The sequence below is a fragment of the Streptomyces sp. NPDC005794 genome (assembly GCF_042871445.1).
Lineage (GTDB): Bacteria > Actinomycetota > Actinomycetes > Streptomycetales > Streptomycetaceae > Streptomyces.
In genome coordinates, this window is the sequence record NZ_JBIAIN010000005.1 from 396,855 (window position 1) to 413,428 (window position 16,574).

The 16,574-nt window shown below is 71.8% G+C and carries 16 protein-coding genes; 6 read left to right on the forward strand and 10 right to left on the reverse strand.

Going from position 1 to position 16,574, the window contains the following annotated elements:
- Positions 1–68 precede the first annotated feature (68 nt).
- Genes ACFYQ5_RS11070 through ACFYQ5_RS11080 form a run of 3 tightly spaced genes read right to left on the reverse strand, consistent with a single transcriptional unit; the run spans position 69 to position 3,978 of the window.
- On the reverse strand, positions 69–2,486 hold the full coding sequence (locus ACFYQ5_RS11070) for a xanthine dehydrogenase family protein molybdopterin-binding subunit (RefSeq protein WP_389196276.1): 2,418 nt from the start codon (positions 2,484–2,486) through the stop codon (positions 69–71).
- A gap of 2 nt (positions 2,487–2,488) precedes the next feature.
- The gene (locus ACFYQ5_RS11075) at positions 2,489–3,085 is read right to left on the reverse strand and encodes a (2Fe-2S)-binding protein (RefSeq protein WP_389196277.1); all 597 of its coding nucleotides are present in this window, start codon (positions 3,083–3,085) and stop codon (positions 2,489–2,491) included.
- A 2-nt stretch (positions 3,086–3,087) separates the two neighbouring features.
- The gene (locus tag ACFYQ5_RS11080; RefSeq protein ID WP_389196278.1) at positions 3,088–3,978 is read right to left on the reverse strand and encodes an FAD binding domain-containing protein; all 891 of its coding nucleotides are present in this window, start codon (positions 3,976–3,978) and stop codon (positions 3,088–3,090) included.
- 276 nt (positions 3,979–4,254) lie between these two features.
- Here ACFYQ5_RS11080 and ACFYQ5_RS11085 point away from each other — a divergent pair, with 276 nt between their 5' ends.
- Together ACFYQ5_RS11085 and ACFYQ5_RS11090 are read left to right on the forward strand one after the other, a co-directional pair.
- A complete protein-coding gene (locus tag ACFYQ5_RS11085; RefSeq protein ID WP_389196279.1) occupies positions 4,255–5,979 on the forward strand; it encodes a PucR family transcriptional regulator in 1,725 nt (574 codons plus the stop codon).
- A 193-nt stretch (positions 5,980–6,172) separates the two neighbouring features.
- On the forward strand, positions 6,173–6,958 hold the full coding sequence (locus ACFYQ5_RS11090) for a hypothetical protein (protein ID WP_389196281.1): 786 nt from the start codon (positions 6,173–6,175) through the stop codon (positions 6,956–6,958).
- Positions 6,959–7,014: 56 nt separating this feature from the next.
- Here ACFYQ5_RS11090 and ACFYQ5_RS11095 read toward each other — a convergent pair whose 3' ends face one another.
- Positions 7,015–7,761 (reverse strand): GntR family transcriptional regulator, encoded by a 747-nt coding sequence (locus ACFYQ5_RS11095; RefSeq protein WP_389196282.1) that lies wholly within the window; start codon positions 7,759–7,761, stop codon positions 7,015–7,017.
- A 143-nt stretch (positions 7,762–7,904) separates the two neighbouring features.
- Between ACFYQ5_RS11095 and ACFYQ5_RS11100 the strand changes: the two genes are divergently transcribed.
- Together ACFYQ5_RS11100 and ACFYQ5_RS11105 are read left to right on the forward strand one after the other, a co-directional pair.
- Positions 7,905–8,753 carry a (2Fe-2S)-binding protein gene (locus tag ACFYQ5_RS11100; protein WP_389196284.1) on the forward strand — a complete coding sequence of 283 codons (849 nt, stop codon included), beginning with the start codon at positions 7,905–7,907 and terminating at the stop codon, positions 8,751–8,753.
- Positions 8,754–8,957: 204 nt separating this feature from the next.
- Positions 8,958–10,043 carry a DUF2637 domain-containing protein gene (locus ACFYQ5_RS11105; RefSeq protein ID WP_389196286.1) on the forward strand — a complete coding sequence of 362 codons (1,086 nt, stop codon included), beginning with the start codon at positions 8,958–8,960 and terminating at the stop codon, positions 10,041–10,043.
- Positions 10,044–10,049: 6 nt separating this feature from the next.
- Here the strand turns inward: ACFYQ5_RS11105 and ACFYQ5_RS11110 are convergent, their stop codons facing one another.
- Positions 10,050–10,460 carry an ATP-binding protein gene (locus ACFYQ5_RS11110; protein ID WP_389196288.1) on the reverse strand — a complete coding sequence of 137 codons (411 nt, stop codon included), beginning with the start codon at positions 10,458–10,460 and terminating at the stop codon, positions 10,050–10,052.
- A gap of 250 nt (positions 10,461–10,710) precedes the next feature.
- Here ACFYQ5_RS11110 and ACFYQ5_RS11115 point away from each other — a divergent pair, with 250 nt between their 5' ends.
- The gene (locus ACFYQ5_RS11115; protein WP_389196290.1) at positions 10,711–11,109 is read left to right on the forward strand and encodes a ribonuclease domain-containing protein; all 399 of its coding nucleotides are present in this window, start codon (positions 10,711–10,713) and stop codon (positions 11,107–11,109) included.
- Positions 11,110–11,204: 95 nt separating this feature from the next.
- Positions 11,205–11,594 carry a barstar family protein gene (locus tag ACFYQ5_RS11120; RefSeq protein WP_389196292.1) on the forward strand — a complete coding sequence of 130 codons (390 nt, stop codon included), beginning with the start codon at positions 11,205–11,207 and terminating at the stop codon, positions 11,592–11,594.
- Here the strand turns inward: ACFYQ5_RS11120 and ACFYQ5_RS11125 are convergent.
- The 5 genes from ACFYQ5_RS11125 to ACFYQ5_RS11145 form a co-directional block, all read right to left on the reverse strand.
- Positions 11,580–12,410, reverse strand: a complete 831-nt coding sequence (locus ACFYQ5_RS11125) for an ABC transporter ATP-binding protein (RefSeq protein ID WP_389196294.1) — start codon at positions 12,408–12,410, stop codon at positions 11,580–11,582. The genes ACFYQ5_RS11120 and ACFYQ5_RS11125 overlap by 15 nt on opposite strands.
- Positions 12,407–13,459, reverse strand: a complete 1,053-nt coding sequence (locus tag ACFYQ5_RS11130) for a FecCD family ABC transporter permease (RefSeq protein WP_389196295.1) — start codon at positions 13,457–13,459, stop codon at positions 12,407–12,409. Before ACFYQ5_RS11130 ends, ACFYQ5_RS11125 begins: the two co-directional genes overlap by 4 nt.
- Entirely contained in the window at positions 13,456–14,499 is a 1,044-nt protein-coding gene (locus ACFYQ5_RS11135; RefSeq protein ID WP_389196297.1) for a FecCD family ABC transporter permease, read from the reverse strand. The genes ACFYQ5_RS11130 and ACFYQ5_RS11135 overlap by 4 nt, the downstream gene beginning before the upstream one ends.
- Complete coding sequence (locus tag ACFYQ5_RS11140) at positions 14,496–15,533, reverse strand: iron-siderophore ABC transporter substrate-binding protein (RefSeq protein ID WP_389196299.1); 1,038 nt, start codon at positions 15,531–15,533, stop codon at positions 14,496–14,498. The genes ACFYQ5_RS11135 and ACFYQ5_RS11140 overlap by 4 nt, the downstream gene beginning before the upstream one ends.
- 197 nt (positions 15,534–15,730) lie before the next feature.
- A complete protein-coding gene (locus ACFYQ5_RS11145; protein ID WP_389196301.1) occupies positions 15,731–16,540 on the reverse strand; it encodes a helix-turn-helix domain-containing protein in 810 nt (269 codons plus the stop codon).
- Between the last annotated feature and the right edge of the window lie 34 nt (positions 16,541–16,574).

Consider the following 16,574-nt stretch of genomic DNA (forward strand, 5'->3'; position numbering starts at 1 on the left):
CGGTTGGGTGAGGCGCCAGGAGTGGCGCGGGGTGCGCGGGCACCACTCCTGGACCTCCTGGCGGCCCGTCAGGTACCGGTGATGTGCTCGGGGCGTACCGGCGTCCTGTTGAGCTCCAGGCCCGTCGCGTTCCGGATCGCCGCGAGGACGGCCGGGGTGGACGACAGGGTGGGGGCCTCGCCGATGCCGCGCAGCCCGTACGGAGCGTGGTCGTCGGCGAGTTCGAGCACATCGACCGGGATGGTCGGGGTGTCGAGGATGGTGGGGATCAGATAGTCGGTGAAGGACGGGTTGCGCACCTTCGCCGTCTTCGGATCGACGATGATCTCCTCCATGACGGCGATACCCAGCCCCTGGGTGGTACCGCCCTGGATCTGGCCCTCGACCGACAGCGGGTTCAGCGCCTTGCCGACGTCCTGGGCGCACGCCAGCTCGATGACCTTGACCAGGCCGAGTTCGGTGTCGACCTCCACGACCGCGCGGTGCGCCGCGAAGGAGTACTGGACGTGGCCGTTGCCCTGTCCGGTGCGCAGGTCGAACGCCTCGGTGGGCCGGTGGCGCCACTCCAGTTCGATGTCGACGGCCTCGTCCCCCAGCACCTCGGCCAGCGGGGCGAGCACCTCGCCCGCGTCGGTGACGACCTTGCCGCCCTCCAGGAGGAGTTCGGCGGTGGCCCAGGCGGGGTGGTACGTGCCGAACTTGCGGCGGCCGATCTCCAGGACCTGTTCCCGGACGGCCTCGCAGGAGTTCTTCACGGCGCCGCCGGTGACGTACGTCTGCCGCGAGGCGGAGGTGGAGCCGGCGGAGCCGACCCGGGTGTCCGCCGGGTGGATGGTCACCTGGCTGACGCCGAGTTCCGTACGGGCGATCTGGGCGTGGACGGTGACACCACCCTGCCCGACCTCGGCCATCGCGGTGTGCACGGTGGCGACCGGTTCGCCGTTGATGACCTCCATCCGCACCCGGGCGGTGGAGTAGTCGTCGAAGCCCTCGGAGAAGCCGACGTTCTTCAGCCCGACGGCATAACCGACACCGCGTACGACGCCTTCGCCGTGGGTCGTGTTGGACAACCCGCCGGGCAGGGCGCGTACGTCGACGGAGCTGCCCCCGGCGTCGGCGGAGAGCCACTGCTGCTCGGGAGGCATCGGGCGTGCCTTGACGCGGCGCAGCAGTTCGGCGACGGGGGCCGGTGAGTCGACCGGCTGCCCGGTGGGGAGGAGGGTGCCCTGCTCCATGGCGTTCATCCGCCGCAGCTCGACCGGGTCCATGTCCAGGGCGGCGGCGAGCTTGTCCATCTGCGCTTCGTAGGCGAAGCACGCCTGGACGGCGCCGAAGCCGCGCATGGCGCCGCAGGGCGGGTTGTTGGAGTACAGCGCGAGCGCCTCGATGTCCACGTCCTCGACCACGTACGGCCCGACCGCGAGTGAGGAGGCGTTGCCGACGACGGCCGGGGAGGTGGAGGCGTAGGCGCCGCCGTCCAGGACGATCCGGCACTTCATGTGGGTGAGCTTGCCGTCCTTGGTGGCCCCGTGCTCGTAGTGGAGCTTCGCGGGGTGCCGGTGGACGTGTCCGAAGAAGGACTCGAACCGGTTGTAGACCATCTTGACGGGCTTGCCGGTGCGCAGTGCCAGCAGGCAGGCGTGGATCTGCATCGACAGGTCCTCGCGTCCGCCGAAGGCGCCGCCGACGCCGGAGAGCGTCATGCGGACCTTGTCCTCGGGGAGGCCCAGGACGGGGGCGATCTGGCGGAGGTCGGAGTGCAGCCACTGGGTGGCGACGTACAGCTCGACGCCGCCGTCCTCGGACGGTACGGCGAGGCCGGACTCGGGGCCGAGGAAGGCCTGGTCCTGCATCCCGAAGACGTAGTCACCGGAGACGATCACGTCGGCCCGTTCGGCTGCCGCGTCGGCGTCGCCCCGGACGATGGGCTGGCGGTGGACGATGTTGGGGTGCGGGACATGGCCGATGTGGTGGTCCGTGCGGCCCTCGTGGACCAGGACCGCGTCGGGGGCGGTCGCGGATTCCTCGTCGGTGATGACCGGAAGCCCGGCGTAGTCGATCCGGATCTTGGCGGCGGCGCGGCGCGCGGTCTCGGGGTGGTCCGCGGCGACGAGCGCCACGGGCTCGCCGTGGTGGCGCACCTTGCCGTGGGCGAGGACCGGGGTGTCCTGGATCTCCAGCCCGTAGTTCCTCATCGCCGCGGGCAGGTCGTCGTAGGTCAGGACGGCGTACACGCCGGGGGTGGCGACGGCCTCGCCGATGTCGATGGAGCGGATCTCGGCGTGCGCGACGGTGGAGCGGAGCGTGTGGCCCCACAGCATGTCCTCGTGCCACATGTCCGAGGAGTACGCGAACTCGCCGGTCACCTTCAGGGTGCCGTCGGGGCGCAGGGTGGACTCGCCGATGCCGCCGCGTGTCCTGGAGCCCTGGGTGATCTTGGTGGGGGTGCCGGCCGGTACGGACGCGGCTCGCGGGTGCAGCGCCATGGCTATCGGACCGCCTCTGCCTGACGGGCGGCCGCGAGGCGGACCGCGTCGAGGATCTTCTCGTAGCCGGTGCAGCGGCAGAGGTTGCCGGAGAGCGCCTCCCGGATGTCCTGGTCGGACGGGAAGGGCTGCGTCTCGAGCAGTTCGTCGGCGGCGACCAGCAGGCCGGGGGTGCAGAAGCCGCACTGCACGGCGCCCGCGTCGATGAACGCCTGTTGGACGGGGGAGAGTTCGGCCGCCTCGGCGCTCTGTCCGCCGGTGGGCCTGGCCTGCCACCGCTGGGCGGCGTCGAGCGAGGTACCGCAGGTTCCGGCGGCGCAGCCGGTGCCGGGGTGGGCGTCGTCGCGGTGTCTGGCGTAGTCCGCGAGGCCCTCGACGGTGACGACCTCGCGGCCCTCCGCCTGGCCGGCGGCGACGAGGCAGGAACAGACCGGCGCACCGTCGAGGCGGACCGTACAGGAGCCGCATTCCCCCTGTTCGCAGGCGTTCTTGGAGCCGGGGAGGCCCATGCGCTCGCGCAGGACGTACAGGAGGGACTCGCCCTCCCAGACGTCGTCGGCTTCCTGCTGACGGCCGTTGACCGTGAAATTCACTCGCATGGTTAAGCAGCTCCTTCGAGGGTGCGTCCCGCTCCGCGGTACTGCTCCCAGGTCCAGCCCAGCGTGCGGCGGGCCATGATGCCGACGGCGTGCCTGCGGTAGGCCGCGGTGCCCCGTACGTCGTCGATGGGGTTGCAGGCCCCGGCGGCGAGCTGGGCGAACTGCTGGGCGACGGAAGGGGTGATGATCTTCCCGCTCTCCCAGAACCCGCCCTCCTCCAGCGCGGCGTTCAGGAACGCCTCCGCCTCCTTCGCGCGTACCGGGGTCGGGGCCGCGGAGCCGATGCCGGTGCGCACCGTGCGGGTCTCCGGATGGAGCGCGAGACCGAAGGCGCAGACGGCGATGACCATGGCGTTGCGGGTGCCGACCTTGGAGTACTGCTGCGGTCCGTCGGCCTTCTTGATGTGCACGGCCCGGATCAGCTCGTCCGGGGCGAGGGCGTTGCGCTTGACGCCGGTGTAGAAGTCGTCGATCGGGATCATCCGCGTCCCCCGTACGGACACGGCTTCGACCTCGGCGCCCGCGGCGAGCAGCGCCGGGTGGGCGTCCCCGGCGGGCGAGGCGGTGCCCAGGTTGCCGCCGACACCGCCTCGGTTGCGGATCTGCGGCGAGGCGACGGTGTGCGAGGCGAGCGCGAGACCGGGCAGCTCGGCCCGCAGGTGCGCCATGACGGCGCTGTACGGCACGGAGGCGCCGAGGCGTACGGCGTCCGGGCCCACCTGCCACTCGGACAGCTCACCGATGCGGTTCAGGTCCATGAGGTACTCGGGCCGCCGGTGGTCGAAGTTGATCTCGACCATCACGTCGGTGCCCCCCGCGATGGGCACAGCCGTCGGGTGCTCGGCCTTGGCGGCGAGCGCCTCCTCCCAGCTGGCGGGGCGAAGGAAGTCCATGAGTGGCTCTCTTCTTCTCGATCGGGTCGTTCGGCTGGGGCTGGGGGACGGCCGGCCCTCGAAGGATCGTTCCTGTGTTGTTGACGCGGTATGTGGCCCAGTACACAAGCCTTGCTCCACTCGGTGCAGTCACCGAAACCATGAAGGAATTGGCTGGTCCCCATCCCCGTCTTGTAGATTCGAACGAATGGCGGGCAGCGGTAACCCCACCGCAATGCACAGGTGACCTCCCTCCGCCGTCCCCCGCACCAACGAAGAGATCGGCGGCAATCGACGATGCGGCTGCGCGCACTGCTGGACACCGAGGCGCTGGGCCTGCGGCTGCTCGGCGGCGAGGACGAGCTGGACCGTTCGGTCCGTGGCGTCATGACGACGGACCTGCGCGACCCCAGCCGTTATCTCTCCGGCGGAGAGCTGGTCCTCACGGGTCTGGCGTGGCGCCGGGACGCGTCGGACTCGGAGCCGTTCGTCCGGATCCTGGCGAACGCCGGGGTGGCCGGTCTGGCCGCGGGTGAGGCGGAGCTCGGGGCCGTCCCCGACGATCTGGTCGAGGCGTGTCTGCGGCACCGGCTCCCGCTCTTCGCGGTCGACGAGACCGTGGCGTTCGCAACCATCACTGAGCATGTGGTGCGCCAGGTCTCGGGCGAGCGGGCCGGCGACCTGGCTGCGGTCGTCGACCGGCACCGCAGGCTGATGACCTCGGGCCCGGCCGGCGGGGGTCCCGAGGTGGTCCTCGACCTCCTCACCTCCGACCTGGACCTGCGCGCCTGGGTCCTGTCCCCCACCGGGCGGCAGATCGCCGGAGCGGGCGAGCCCCTGTCCCCTCGTACGGGCGCGGAGCTGGCCGGCCGGCACCTCGCGGCGACCCGCACCGGCCGCCCGGGGCCGCACCGGGCGGAGGTGGACGGCACAACCTATTCGCTGTTCCCGATCCGGAACACCGGACGGGGCGCCCTGTCCGCGCCGTCCCACGATGTGCGCGAGTCCGTGCTCTCGGACTGGCTGCTGGCCGTGGCGGCCGACTCCGGCGACTGGCCGGCGGCCCGTCTGGACCTGCTCCAGGGCGTCACCCAGCTGATCGCCGTCGAACGGGACCGCCGCGACGCCGCACGCGCGGTACGCCGCAGGCTCGCCCAGGAGGTCCTGGAACTGGTCCAGACGGGCGCTCCCCCGGCCGAGATCGCGGCCAGGCTGAGGGTCGCCGCCCCCGTCCTGCTGCCGGGTCTCGGCACGGCGCCGCACTGGCAGGTGGTGGTCGCCAGGGTCGAGTGGGTGGCGGAGGACACGGACCTGCCGGGCGGCCGGATCGCGCAGGCCCTGCTGGAGGAGGTCCTCGTCGACCCGGCGGTGACGGGCCTCGAGTCGGCGGACCGGATCGCCGTGGCGCACACGGGCGAGGAGGCCGTCGCCCTCGTACCGCTGACCTCGCTCGCCGCCCCGGGCCCCGGCGGGGCCGAGGCGGAGGAGGCGGCCGAGGGCGCTGCCGCCACGGAGCGGCAGTTCGCCGCGCTGCACGCCGATGCCCTGCTCGACACCGTCCGCGCGCCGCTCGCCGAGGGCCTCTCGGACGACGGCCGCCTGACACTGGGTGTCAGCGCCGCCGTCCATTCCGCGGAGGGGCTGCGCGGCGCGCTGGAGGAGGCCCGGCACGCCCGCCGCGTCGCCGCGGCCCGGCCCGGCCCCGTCTGCGCGGCGGGCCACCACGAGCTCGCCTCGCACGTCCTGCTGCTGCCCTTCGTCCCGGACGACGTCCGCCGCGCCTTCACCGCCCGGCTCCTGGACCCGCTGCGGGACTACGACCGGCGCCACCGCGCGGAGCTGATCGAGACGCTGGAGGCCTTCCTGGACTGCGACGGTTCCTGGACCCGCTGCGCGGCCCGGCTGCACCTGCACGTCAACACGCTGCGCTATCGCGTCGGACGTATCGAGCAGTTGACGGGACGTGACCTTTCGCGCCTCGAGGACAAGCTCGACTTCTTCCTCGCCCTGCGTATGAGCTGATTTCCCGGGCGTATCACAGCCCTTCGGCCCTCCAGGTGATTGTGAAATCTTTCACCTGACATTGATCCCACCCCTTGGCCCGGCGTGCCATTCCGTGCTGAGATGCGCGCAGACCCTGGCCGACCGGCGGTCGCCGGCCCGGCCTCCACAGCTCGATGGCGCGCTCGGGGAGGGCAATGTGGCGCATCCCGCCATGTCTGGTTCCGGAACGACAGCAGATGACGATCCGCCGCTCCAGACCGCGGTATGGCGGCTGCGCTCACGGGCCTGCTGGACGGACGCGGCCGCGCTGCTCGAACCCCGGGCGGCCACCGACCCCGCGGCCGCGCTCCAGCGGACCTCGCTGCTGACCGAGCGGTGCCTCTACACGGGCACCGGCTGGACGGACGCCGAGGACGCGCTGCGCACCGCGGAGGCGATCGCCCACGACGACTCCGAGCGCGGGGCGGCCGCCTGCGAACGCGGCTACCTCGCCTACGCCTCGACCCTGCTCGGGGCACGCGACCGGGCCGACGAGGCCAGCGTGGCACTCAGCAGGGCCGCGGCGCTGCTCTCCCCCGCGGCCCCCGGCCGCCCCCTGCTGGACTTCCGACGGGGCCTGATCGCCCAGAACATCGCCGATTCACCCCAGTCCGCCCGCGCCGCCTACCGCAGGGCGCACGCGGGTGCCACGGCCCGGGGTGACGAGCTCCTGCTCTCCTTCACCTGGCGGCACCTCGCCTCCCTCGCCCTGGGCGAGGGTGAACTGGCGGAGGCACGGCACGGCTTCGCGGAGTCGCTGCGGATAAGGGAGGAGCTCGGGTACCTCGTGGGAACGGCTCCGGCGCTCATCTCGCTCGCGGACGCCGAGCCGGAACCCGAGGCGGCCGCCCGGCTGCGCGCCGAGGCGGGCCGGCTGTTCCGGCTGCTGGGCGGCGTACCGACCTGGCTCGCTCCCCGGCTGGAGCCGCCGGCGCCGGAGACCGTCGAGGCGAACTGACGGACCGCGACCGGCGGTCCCGCCGGGCAGGCACCGGCCCGGCAGGACCGGCCGCCTCAGGCGTCGGCCCCGTGGAAGTGCTCGCGTACGAGGGACTGCACCACTGCGAGGTCCCGGGCGATGAGCGCGTCCAGCAGGGCGGTGTGCTCCGAGGCGTCGGCGAGCAGCTCGGCCCGACGGCCGGCGGGGCTGCTGACCAGGGGCCACTGGGACCGGCGGTGGAGGTCGTCGGCGACCGACACGAGCTGCTGGTTGCCGGACAGCGTGAGCACCGCGCGGTGGAAGGCGCGGTCGCTCTCCGCGTACGCCGCCCGGTCGCCGACGGCGGCCGCCGCGACGGTGGCGTCGGCCAGCGGGCGCAGCGCGCACCAGCCGGCCGCCGGGACGGTGCGGGCGAGCCGCAGCATGACCGGGACCTCGATCAGGGCGCGCACCTCGGCGAGCTCCGCCAGCTCGCGTGGGCCCCTCTCGCTGACCCGGAAGCCCCGGTTCGGCACGACCTCGACGGCACCCTCGACGGCCAACTGCTGCATCGCCTCGCGCACCGGGGTCGCGGACACACCGAAGCGGGCGCCGAGCGCCGGGGCGGAGTAGACCTCCCCGGGGGCCAGCTCGCCGCCGACGAGCGCGGCGCGCAGGGCGTCCAGGATCTGGCCGCGTACGGAGTGCCGCTGGACCACACGTGGTGCGGGCGGCTCACTGTGGGTGTGCTCGCCACGTGCCTGCTCGGGCACGCGGACGTCCGGCGGGGTGACCTCGGACGCGTACGGCCACCCGTCCTCACACGCTCTGCCCTGCTCCACGGGGACCTCCTCGCACGTGCGGGCCGGCTCGCGTGCGCCAGGCCCCTTGTGCACGATAGGCGGAGCGGGCCGCAGTTCAAACACCGATCCCTTCGGGTAAGGTAAGGCTTACCTGTAAGAGATCGTGATTCGGTGGTCCCTGAATGACCGTGCCCGCTCTGCTCACCGCCACCGCCCCGTCCCCGCTGACGGCGGCGTACGCCCGTCTGGCCGAGGTCTTCCCCGGACTGCGCGCCGAGATGCTCGCCGACGGTGTCGCGGCGCCTTCGGGCAACGGGTGGGTCGGCGCCGCCGAGCTCGCGGCGGGCGGTGCCGTGCTGGACGACTTCCTGGCATGGGACGAGGCACAGGTGCTGCGGGACTACGGCACCCGGGCCCGCCCCGACGTCGTGGCGAGCTTCGGACTGCACCGTTACGCCTGGCCGGCCTGCCTCCTGGTGACCCTGCCGTGGTTCACGCACCGCCGGGTACCCCGGATCCCCGTGGAGGACGTCTCCTTCCACCGGGGCCTGGGGCATCTGACCCTCCGCGTACGCGAGTTCGCCTGCCTGCCCGACGACCCGGCGGCGGCGCTGCCCGGGGCCCGGGTGGTCCCCGACGAGTCGGCCCTGCGGGCCGAGGTCCTCGACGCCGTGGCCCAGCACATCGGCCCGGTGCTGGACGGCTTCCGGCCGCGCATGCGGCGCGGGAAGCGGGCCCTGTGGGGGATGGCGACCGACGAGATCGTCGAGGGCCTCTGGTACGTCGGCCATCTGCTCGGCGAGGAGGGCCGCGCGATGAGGGAGCTGGAGCTGCTGCTGCCGGGCACCACCAAGCCGTACGTGGGCACCGCCGGCTTCCGTGAACTGACCGGGCCCGACGGCGAATCGCTCCCGACCCGCGACCGCGCGAGCTGCTGCCTCTTCTACACCCTGCGGCCCGAGGACACGTGCGTCACCTGCCCGCGCACCTGCGACGCCGACCGCGTCCGGAAGCTGACGACTGCCGCCTGAGTCCTACGGCGACTCACACCACCCGGCCGGGCGACCACAATTCGCACGTAACTCGGCTTCTCCGCGCGGACATTCGAAAAGATTCCGTCCAACGATGGTCCCTGTCGCCTCAATCGCGTTCACTTGCCCCGAAACCCCCTGAGCACGGCGGTATTTCCGTCACGATGGCGCCCGAAACGCCCCACGTGACACAAGGGACCGCGCATGAGACTGACCGACATATCGCTTGACTGGCTGCTTCCGGGCGCCGTGCTGCTCGTGGGGGTCATGGCGGCGGTGACGGTGGTCGCGCGAGGCAAGCGCGCCGCTGGGAAGGCCGCGGCCGACGACAGCTGGGAACGCAGCGAGGACCGCCGCAGGCGCAAGGAGGCGCTCTACGCCACCGCCTCGTACGTCCTGCTGTTCTGCTGTGCCGCGGTCGCCGCCGCCCTCTCCTTCCACGGGCTCGTCGGCTTCGGCCGGCAGAACCTCAGCCTCTCCGGGGGCTGGGAGTACCTCGTGCCCTTCGGTCTCGACGGGGCCGCGATGTTCTGTTCGGTGCTCGCGGTGCGCGAAGCCAGCCACGGAGACGCCGCGTTGGGCTCCCGGCTGCTGGTGTGGACGTTCGCCGGAGCCGCCGCCTGGTTCAACTGGGTGCACGCACCGCGCGGGATGGACCACGCGGGCGCCCCGCACTTCTTCGCGGGGATGTCGCTCTCGGCGGCCGTCCTGTTCGACCGCGCGCTGAAGCAGACCCGCCGTGCGGCGCTGCGTGAGCAGGGCCTGGTGCCCCGCCCGCTGCCGCAGATCCGGATCGTACGGTGGCTGCGCGCCCCCAGGGAGACCTTCGGCGCCTGGTCGCTGATGCTCCTCGAGGGCGTACGCACCCTGGACGAGGCGGTGGACGAGGTACGCGAGGACCGCCGGGAGAGGGAACAGGACCGGCACCGCAGAAGGGACCAGGCGAAGCTGGACAGGGCGCACATCAAGGCCCTGAACCGGCAGAACCGGGCCTGGGGGCGCGGCAGCAGGCACGGCCGCCAGATGGACGTCCAGGCCATCGCCCCGGCACCGGGCGGCGGCCCGCCGGCCGTCGCGGAGCCTGCCATAACAGAGCCGGGACAACTGCCCTTGCGCCCCCGGCCATCCCTGCAAGCCGTGAACGGCTCGAACTCCAGGAGTACTTCGGCACAGACCGTCGGCGGTGATCCCAAGACCGTCGACCTCACCGCCGAGGACGACACCCAGGCCCTGCCCCGGCTCGACTCGCTGGAGCGGAAACTGAAGGACCTGGAGCAGCAGTTCGGCTGAGCCGCGTCAGGACATGGCGGCGTTCAGCTCGAACCAGACCACCTTGCCCAGTGCCTGCGTCGTGACTCCCCAGGAGTCCGCCAGGCTCTGGACGAGGAGCAGTCCCCTGCCGTGCGTACCGTCGTCGGCGTTCGGTACGTACGGCGCGGGCTCCTGTCCGCTCACGAAGTCGCGCACCTCCACCCGTAGGCGCGCGGGCGCGGAGGTCACCGTGACCACGGCGCCGTTCCTGGTGTGGATGAGCGCGTTCGTCACCAGCTCGCTGAGCAGGAGCTCCGCCACCTCCGTCTCCTCCGGCCGCCTGCGATAACGCAGGAACTCCCGCAGCGCGGCGCGTATCTCCCGCACGCCCGACAGGTCGGCGTGCCCCAGTCTGCGCCGCAGTCGCACCGGCGGGCTCTCCTGTCGCTTCGTCATGTCCCCCGCACGCACGCTGAATCGGCCTCCCTGGATTCCGGTTCATCCGTCATGTCTCGAACGCCTACACGGGATGCATGCCCCACAGCGGAGCAGTCACGCGTCCCCGGGCGTCAACATATGAACAGGCCTCTCGCAAGCCCGGGCGCACAACCGGCGCGTTACATTTTCGTACCCACGGTTAACTTCCCAAAAATTCACTCGTATTGGCGTTGACGGATGGGGATCTACGCGCGTCATCATGGTGGACATGCGAATCCCCCCACGGATCACCACGCTCGGCGGCATCGCCGCCCTCCTGTCCGTCCTCTTCGTCGGCGGGCCGGTCACGGCATCGGCCGCGACGGCTCCCTCGGCCGCCGCGGTCGGCAGCATCTGCTACTCCGCGCTGCCGTCCCAGGCCCATGACACGCTCGACCTCATCGAGGCGGGCGGCCCGTTCCCGTACGACCAGGACGGCACCGTCTTCCAGAACCGGGAAGCACTGCTGCCCAGCCAGAGCACCGGCTACTACCACGAGTACACGGTCATCACGCCCGGCTCCTCGGACCGCGGGGCCCGCCGGATCGTGACGGGCGAAGAGGTCCAGGAGGACTACTACACCGCCGACCACTACGAGTCCTTCGACCTGGTCGACCACGACTGCTGATCCCCTCCCCAGGTCCGGTCCGCGCCGTAGTCCCCCACCTGCGGCGCGGACCATCTGACCGGCATCGGGAAGGAACGCGCTTGTACGCTCCACGCATGACCGTGACCTATGTGATCGACGGCTCCGGGATCACCGGCCTGGACGGCTTCTGGGATGCGATCGGCGAGGCGGTGAACGGTCCGGGCGGCTATTTCGGCCGCAGTCTCGACGCCTTCGCGGACTGCCTCGGCGGCGGTTTCGGCACCCCGGAGGACGGGTCCTTCGTCATCGAGTGGCGTGACCACGCCCGCTCCGCCCGCGCCCTGGGCCACGAGGAGACCGCCCGCAGGCTGGACCGGCTGCTCCCCCGGGTGCACCCCACCAACCGGGCACGCGTCGAGCGGGAACTGGCCGAGGCCAGGGCGGGCCGCGGTCCGACACTCTTCGACCAGCTGGTCGAGATCATCGCGGACCGGACCGGGCCCGGGACCCTACGACTGCTGTGAGCCCGCACCGGCCTGCGCCCGGACATGGTGCCGGCCGATGGGCAGCATCAGGGGCTTGCCTGACACCGGGTCCTCGATGATCCGGCTCTCGAGGCCGAACACCGTCTCGACCGCTTTCTCCGTCAGCACCTCGGCCGGGGAACCGGCGGCGTGGATCCGCCCCTCGGCGAGGGCGATGAGGTGATCCGCGTACCGGGCCGCCAGATTGAGATCGTGCAGAACCATCACGACGGTCGTCCCCCGCGCCCGGTTCAGATCGGTCAGCAGGTCGAGAACCTCGATCTGATGACTGGCGTCGAGGAACGTGGTGGGTTCGTCGAGCAGCAGCAGGTCGGTCTGCTGCGCCAACGCCATGGCGATCCACACCCGTTGGCGCTGGCCGCCGGACAGCTCGTCCACCGACCGGTCGGCGAGTTCCGCGGTCCGGGTGGCTTCCAGGGCGGAGGCCACGGCGGCGTCGTCCTGCTCGCTCCACCGGGTGAAGACACCCTGGTGGGGGTGGCGCCCGCGGCCCACCAGGTCAAGCACCGTGATGCCCTCGGGCGCGATGGGTGACTGGGGCAGCAGCCCCAGCGTGCGCGCGAGTTCCTTGGCGGGCATGCGGTGCACCTGCCTGCCGTCCAGAAGTACCTGTCCCTCCCGGGGGGCGAGCAGCCGGGACATCGAGCGCAGCAGCGTCGACTTCCCGCAGGCGTTGGCCCCGACGATGACCGTGACCTTTCCGGGCGGCACCGTCAGGTCGAGGGAGTCGACGACGACACGGTCGCCGTAACCGAGCGTCAGCCGCTCGGCGGTGAGGGAGTGGGACGTGGTCAAATCGAGCCTCCAGCCCGATGGGTGCGGACGATGAGGTAGACGAGGTACGGCGCGCCGAGCACCCCGGTGACGACGCCGACCGGGTAGCGGGTGTCGAAGGCGAACTGCCCCGCGAAGTCGGCGACGAGGACCAGGAGCGCACCGACCAGCCCCGCGGGCACCAGGAGAGAACCTCCCGCGCCGACCACCCGGGCGGCGATCGGACCGGACAGGAACGCCACGAAGGCGATGGGGCCCGCGGCGGCCGTCGCGAAGGCGATCAGGCCGACGGCGACGACGATGACCGTGATCCGGGTGCGTTCGACACGGACCCCGAGGGCCGAGGCGGTGTCGTCGCCGAGCTGCAGGGCTGACAGGTTGCGGCCCTGCGACAGCAGGACGGGAGCCAGCACGGCGAGCGCCACCAGGGCGGGCACCGTCTGGTCCCAGCTCACGCCGTTCAGGCTGCCGGTCAGCCAGCGTGTGGCCTCCTGGAGGTCCCATTCGGCGGCCCGCGACAGGACGTAGGAGGTGATGCTGTCGAGCATCGCCGAGATCCCGATGCCGATCAGGATGAGACGGGTTCCGACGACCCCGTCGCGGAACGCCAGCATGTACACGAGCAGGGCGACGACGAGGGCGGCGACGATCGCGATGACCGACACCTGCGTCTCGTCGAGCGACAGCGTCACGATCGCGACGGCGGCTGCCGCGCTCGCGCCGGCGCTGATGCCGATGACGTCGGGGCTGGCGAGGGGGTTGCGCAGCATCGTCTGGAAGGTGACGCCCGCCATGCCGAAGCTGAACCCGGCGACCACGGCGAGCACCGCGCGCGGCAGCCGCAGCCGCCCCACGGTGAACGACGCTCCGGGGACCTGCTCCCCGAGGACCACCCTGACCACGTCACGCGGAGGGTAGAAGGTCTGCCCGGCCATCAGCGTCACGGCGAACGCGGCGACGACGAGCACGGCCAGGGCCAGCGCGATCAGGCGCCGGCGGGAGGCGTTCCGGACCCGTCCGCGAGTGACCTCGCGCAGGACGGACGACCGGGCGACGGCGGGGGCGCTCACAGGGCACGCACTTTCTGACGGCGGACGGTGTAGATGAAGAACGGCGCACCGATCAGCGCCGTCACGATGCCCACGTCGACCTCCGAGGGGCGCGCCACGATCCGTCCGACGACGTCGGCGAGGGTCAGCAGCACCGCACCGGTCACCGCGGAGAACGGCAGCAGCCAGCGGTGGTCGACGCCGACCATCATCCGGCACGCGTGCGGGACGACGAGTCCGACGAAGCCGATCGGTCCGGCGGCCGCGGTCGCGGCGCCGCACAGGATGACGGCGCCGGCCGCCGCCGTGGCGCGGGCCACCCAGACGCGTTCACCCAGTCCGGCGGCGAGTTCGTCGCCCAGGGCCAGCGAGTTCAGCGCCCGCGCGGAGAACAGGCAGATCAGGAAGCCGACCCCGAGGAACGGCAGCACATGACCGATGCGCTCGAAGGAGGCGCCGCCGACCCCGCCGATCTGCCAGAGCCGAAAGGCCCCGGAGATGTCGTTGCGGGGCAGGACGACCGCGGTCACCAGTGAGGCGAAGGCGGCGGAGGTGGCCGCTCCCGCGAGGGCGAGCTTGAGCGGGGTGGCGCCGCCACGCCCCAGGGAGCCGACGGTGTAGACGAACACGGCCGAGAGCGCCGCTCCGGCCATGGCGACCCACACGTACCCGGTCGGCGATGTGAGGCCGAAGAACGCGACCCCCGTGACCACGGCCAGCGACGCGCCCATGTTGACGCCGAGGATGCCCGGGTCGGCCAGGGGATTGCGGGTCACGCCCTGCATGACGCCGCCGGCCAGGCCGAGCGCCGCGCCGATCACCACGGCCAGCAGGGTGCGCGGGATCCGCTTGGTGACGGCCGCCTGTTCCAGCGTCCCGTCCGCTCCGCCGAGCGCGCTCCAGACATCCGACCAGGCGACCGTACGCGAGCCGACGGCGGCCGAGAGCACCGTCACCGCCGCCAGCAGGAGCAGGGTGACCAGGAGCCACAGGAGCCGGGCACGCGCCGGACGCCGCACCAGGGCGGCGTCCGGTGCCTGTCGGGTGTCGACCGTGGTCACTTGACCTTGTCCGCGGCCTTGGCGAGTTCGGCCACGTATTCCTCCAGCACCCAGGAGATCGACAGCGGCGTGGGGTTCGCGGCGGTCGCCAGCGGGGCGCTGCCCGGCAGGAGGTAGACCGAGCCGCGCTCGACGGCGGGGATCTTCGAGAGCAGCGGGTCCTTCTTCAGGGTCTCCAGCAGCTCCCCCTTGTCGTCGCCGTAGCCGGTGATGATGTCGACGTCGTCGAACGCGTCGATCTGCTCCGCGCTCTTGGTGAGCGAGAACTTCTTGTTGCCCTCGGACGCCTCGGCGATGCTGCCGGGGGTCTTGAGACCGAGGTCCTGGAAGAACTGGGCGCGGGTGTCGTGGGCGGTGTAGAAGCCGACCTCACTCACGTCGTTGGGGTCGATGTGCGTCATGAACATCGCCGACTTGCCCGTCAGCTGGGGGTACTCGGCGACGGTCTTCCTGATGTCGCCCTCGACCTCGTCGATCAGCTTCTCGCCCTCGTCGGCGAGGCCGATCGCCTTGCTGTTCACCTGGATGATCTCGCGCCACGGAGTGGCCCACGCCGCCTCCGGGTACGCCACCACCGGGGCGATGTCGCTCAGCGTGTCGTAGTCCTGCTGGGTCAGCCCGGAGTACGAGGCGAGGATGACGTCCGGCTTCGTGTCGGCCACGGCTTCGAAGTCGATGCCGTCGGTCTCGTCGAAGAGGACCGGGGTCTTCGCGTCCAGTTCCTTCAGCTTGTCCGCGACCCAGGGCAGGACGCCGTCGCCGTCGTCGTCACCGAAGTTCGCGGCTGCCATGCCGACGGGCACGACGCCGAGAGCCAGTGGCACCTCGTGGTTGGCCCAGTTCACCGTGGCGACGCGCTCGGGCTCGGACGGGATCGTGGTCGTGCCCAGCGCGTGCTCGATCGTGACCGGGAACGCCCCTGAGCCGGCCTTGCCGCTCTCGTCCTTCTCGGACCCGGACTCCCCGCCGCAGGCCGTGAGGCCCACCAGCAGGGCCGCCGCGACGGCGACTGTGCGAAGGCGGTGTGGACGCATGGATCCGTACTCCAGTTCAGGGGTGGGCGTTGCCGGCCTCGCGCGTCCGCGTCACGGGGATTCGGACGTGGAACGGTGCACCGGAGACGCACAAGAGACTTAGGTAAGGCTTGGCTTTCTTGACCTTATGAAAGACACAGGAATGTCGCAATCACCCATTGCAGACAACCGTTGTAGCGATCGGGACATCAGGCGAGTCACCGAAGGCGGGATGAGGCGGCCTTCGAGTCGGCTCTGCGAGCCCTGAACGCTCCAGGGGTCAGCCCCGTCGTACGCCGGAAGGCCGCGCCGAAGGCACTCGCCGAGCGGTAACCGACCTCTTCCGCGACGACCTCCACCTCCCAGCCCCGGGTGAGGAGTCCGACCGCGTGCTGAGCCCTGACCCCGGCCACCCAGCGCGCGAAGCTGGTGCCTGTCTCGGCGTTGAAGGCGCGGGTGACCGTTCGGGCGCTCACGCCCAGCTCGACGGCCCATTGGGACAGCGTCCGCTGGTCACCGGGGTTCTCGCGCACGGCCTCGGCGATCGGACGCAACAGCGGGGACGTCGGGGCGTGGACCAGCAGTTCCCGGGAGGACGGAATGAGCACGTCGAGCACCATCGCCTCCGTGGCCGCCTGGGAATCCGGCCCGAGGGCGGCGTCACCGAGCCGTTCCAGCAGCAGGCGGAGCAGCGGCGTGATCTCGACGGCCACGGGCACGTCGGAGAGGGACGGTGTGGTGGCACGGCCGAAGAAGGCCGCCCGGTACCACGTCCCGGCGACCGCCGAAGCGGAGTGCATGGTGCCCGCCGGCATCCACAGGCCCAGGGTCGGGGTGATCATCCATGCCCGCGCCCCGACCACGGCCATGGACGCGCCCCGTTCGTTCCAGAGCAGTTCGTCCCAGGGGTGGGCGTGGGCGTTCCAGCTGGTGTCGTGCGCGACGGTCTCCTCGTAGCCGTGCATGACGAACGGCGTCCGCACCGCACCCGCGTCCTGCTCCGGCACGGTGCGGGTCTCCCTGGTCACGAGACGCCCCCCGGCCCGCCGGCGGGCGGAGTCG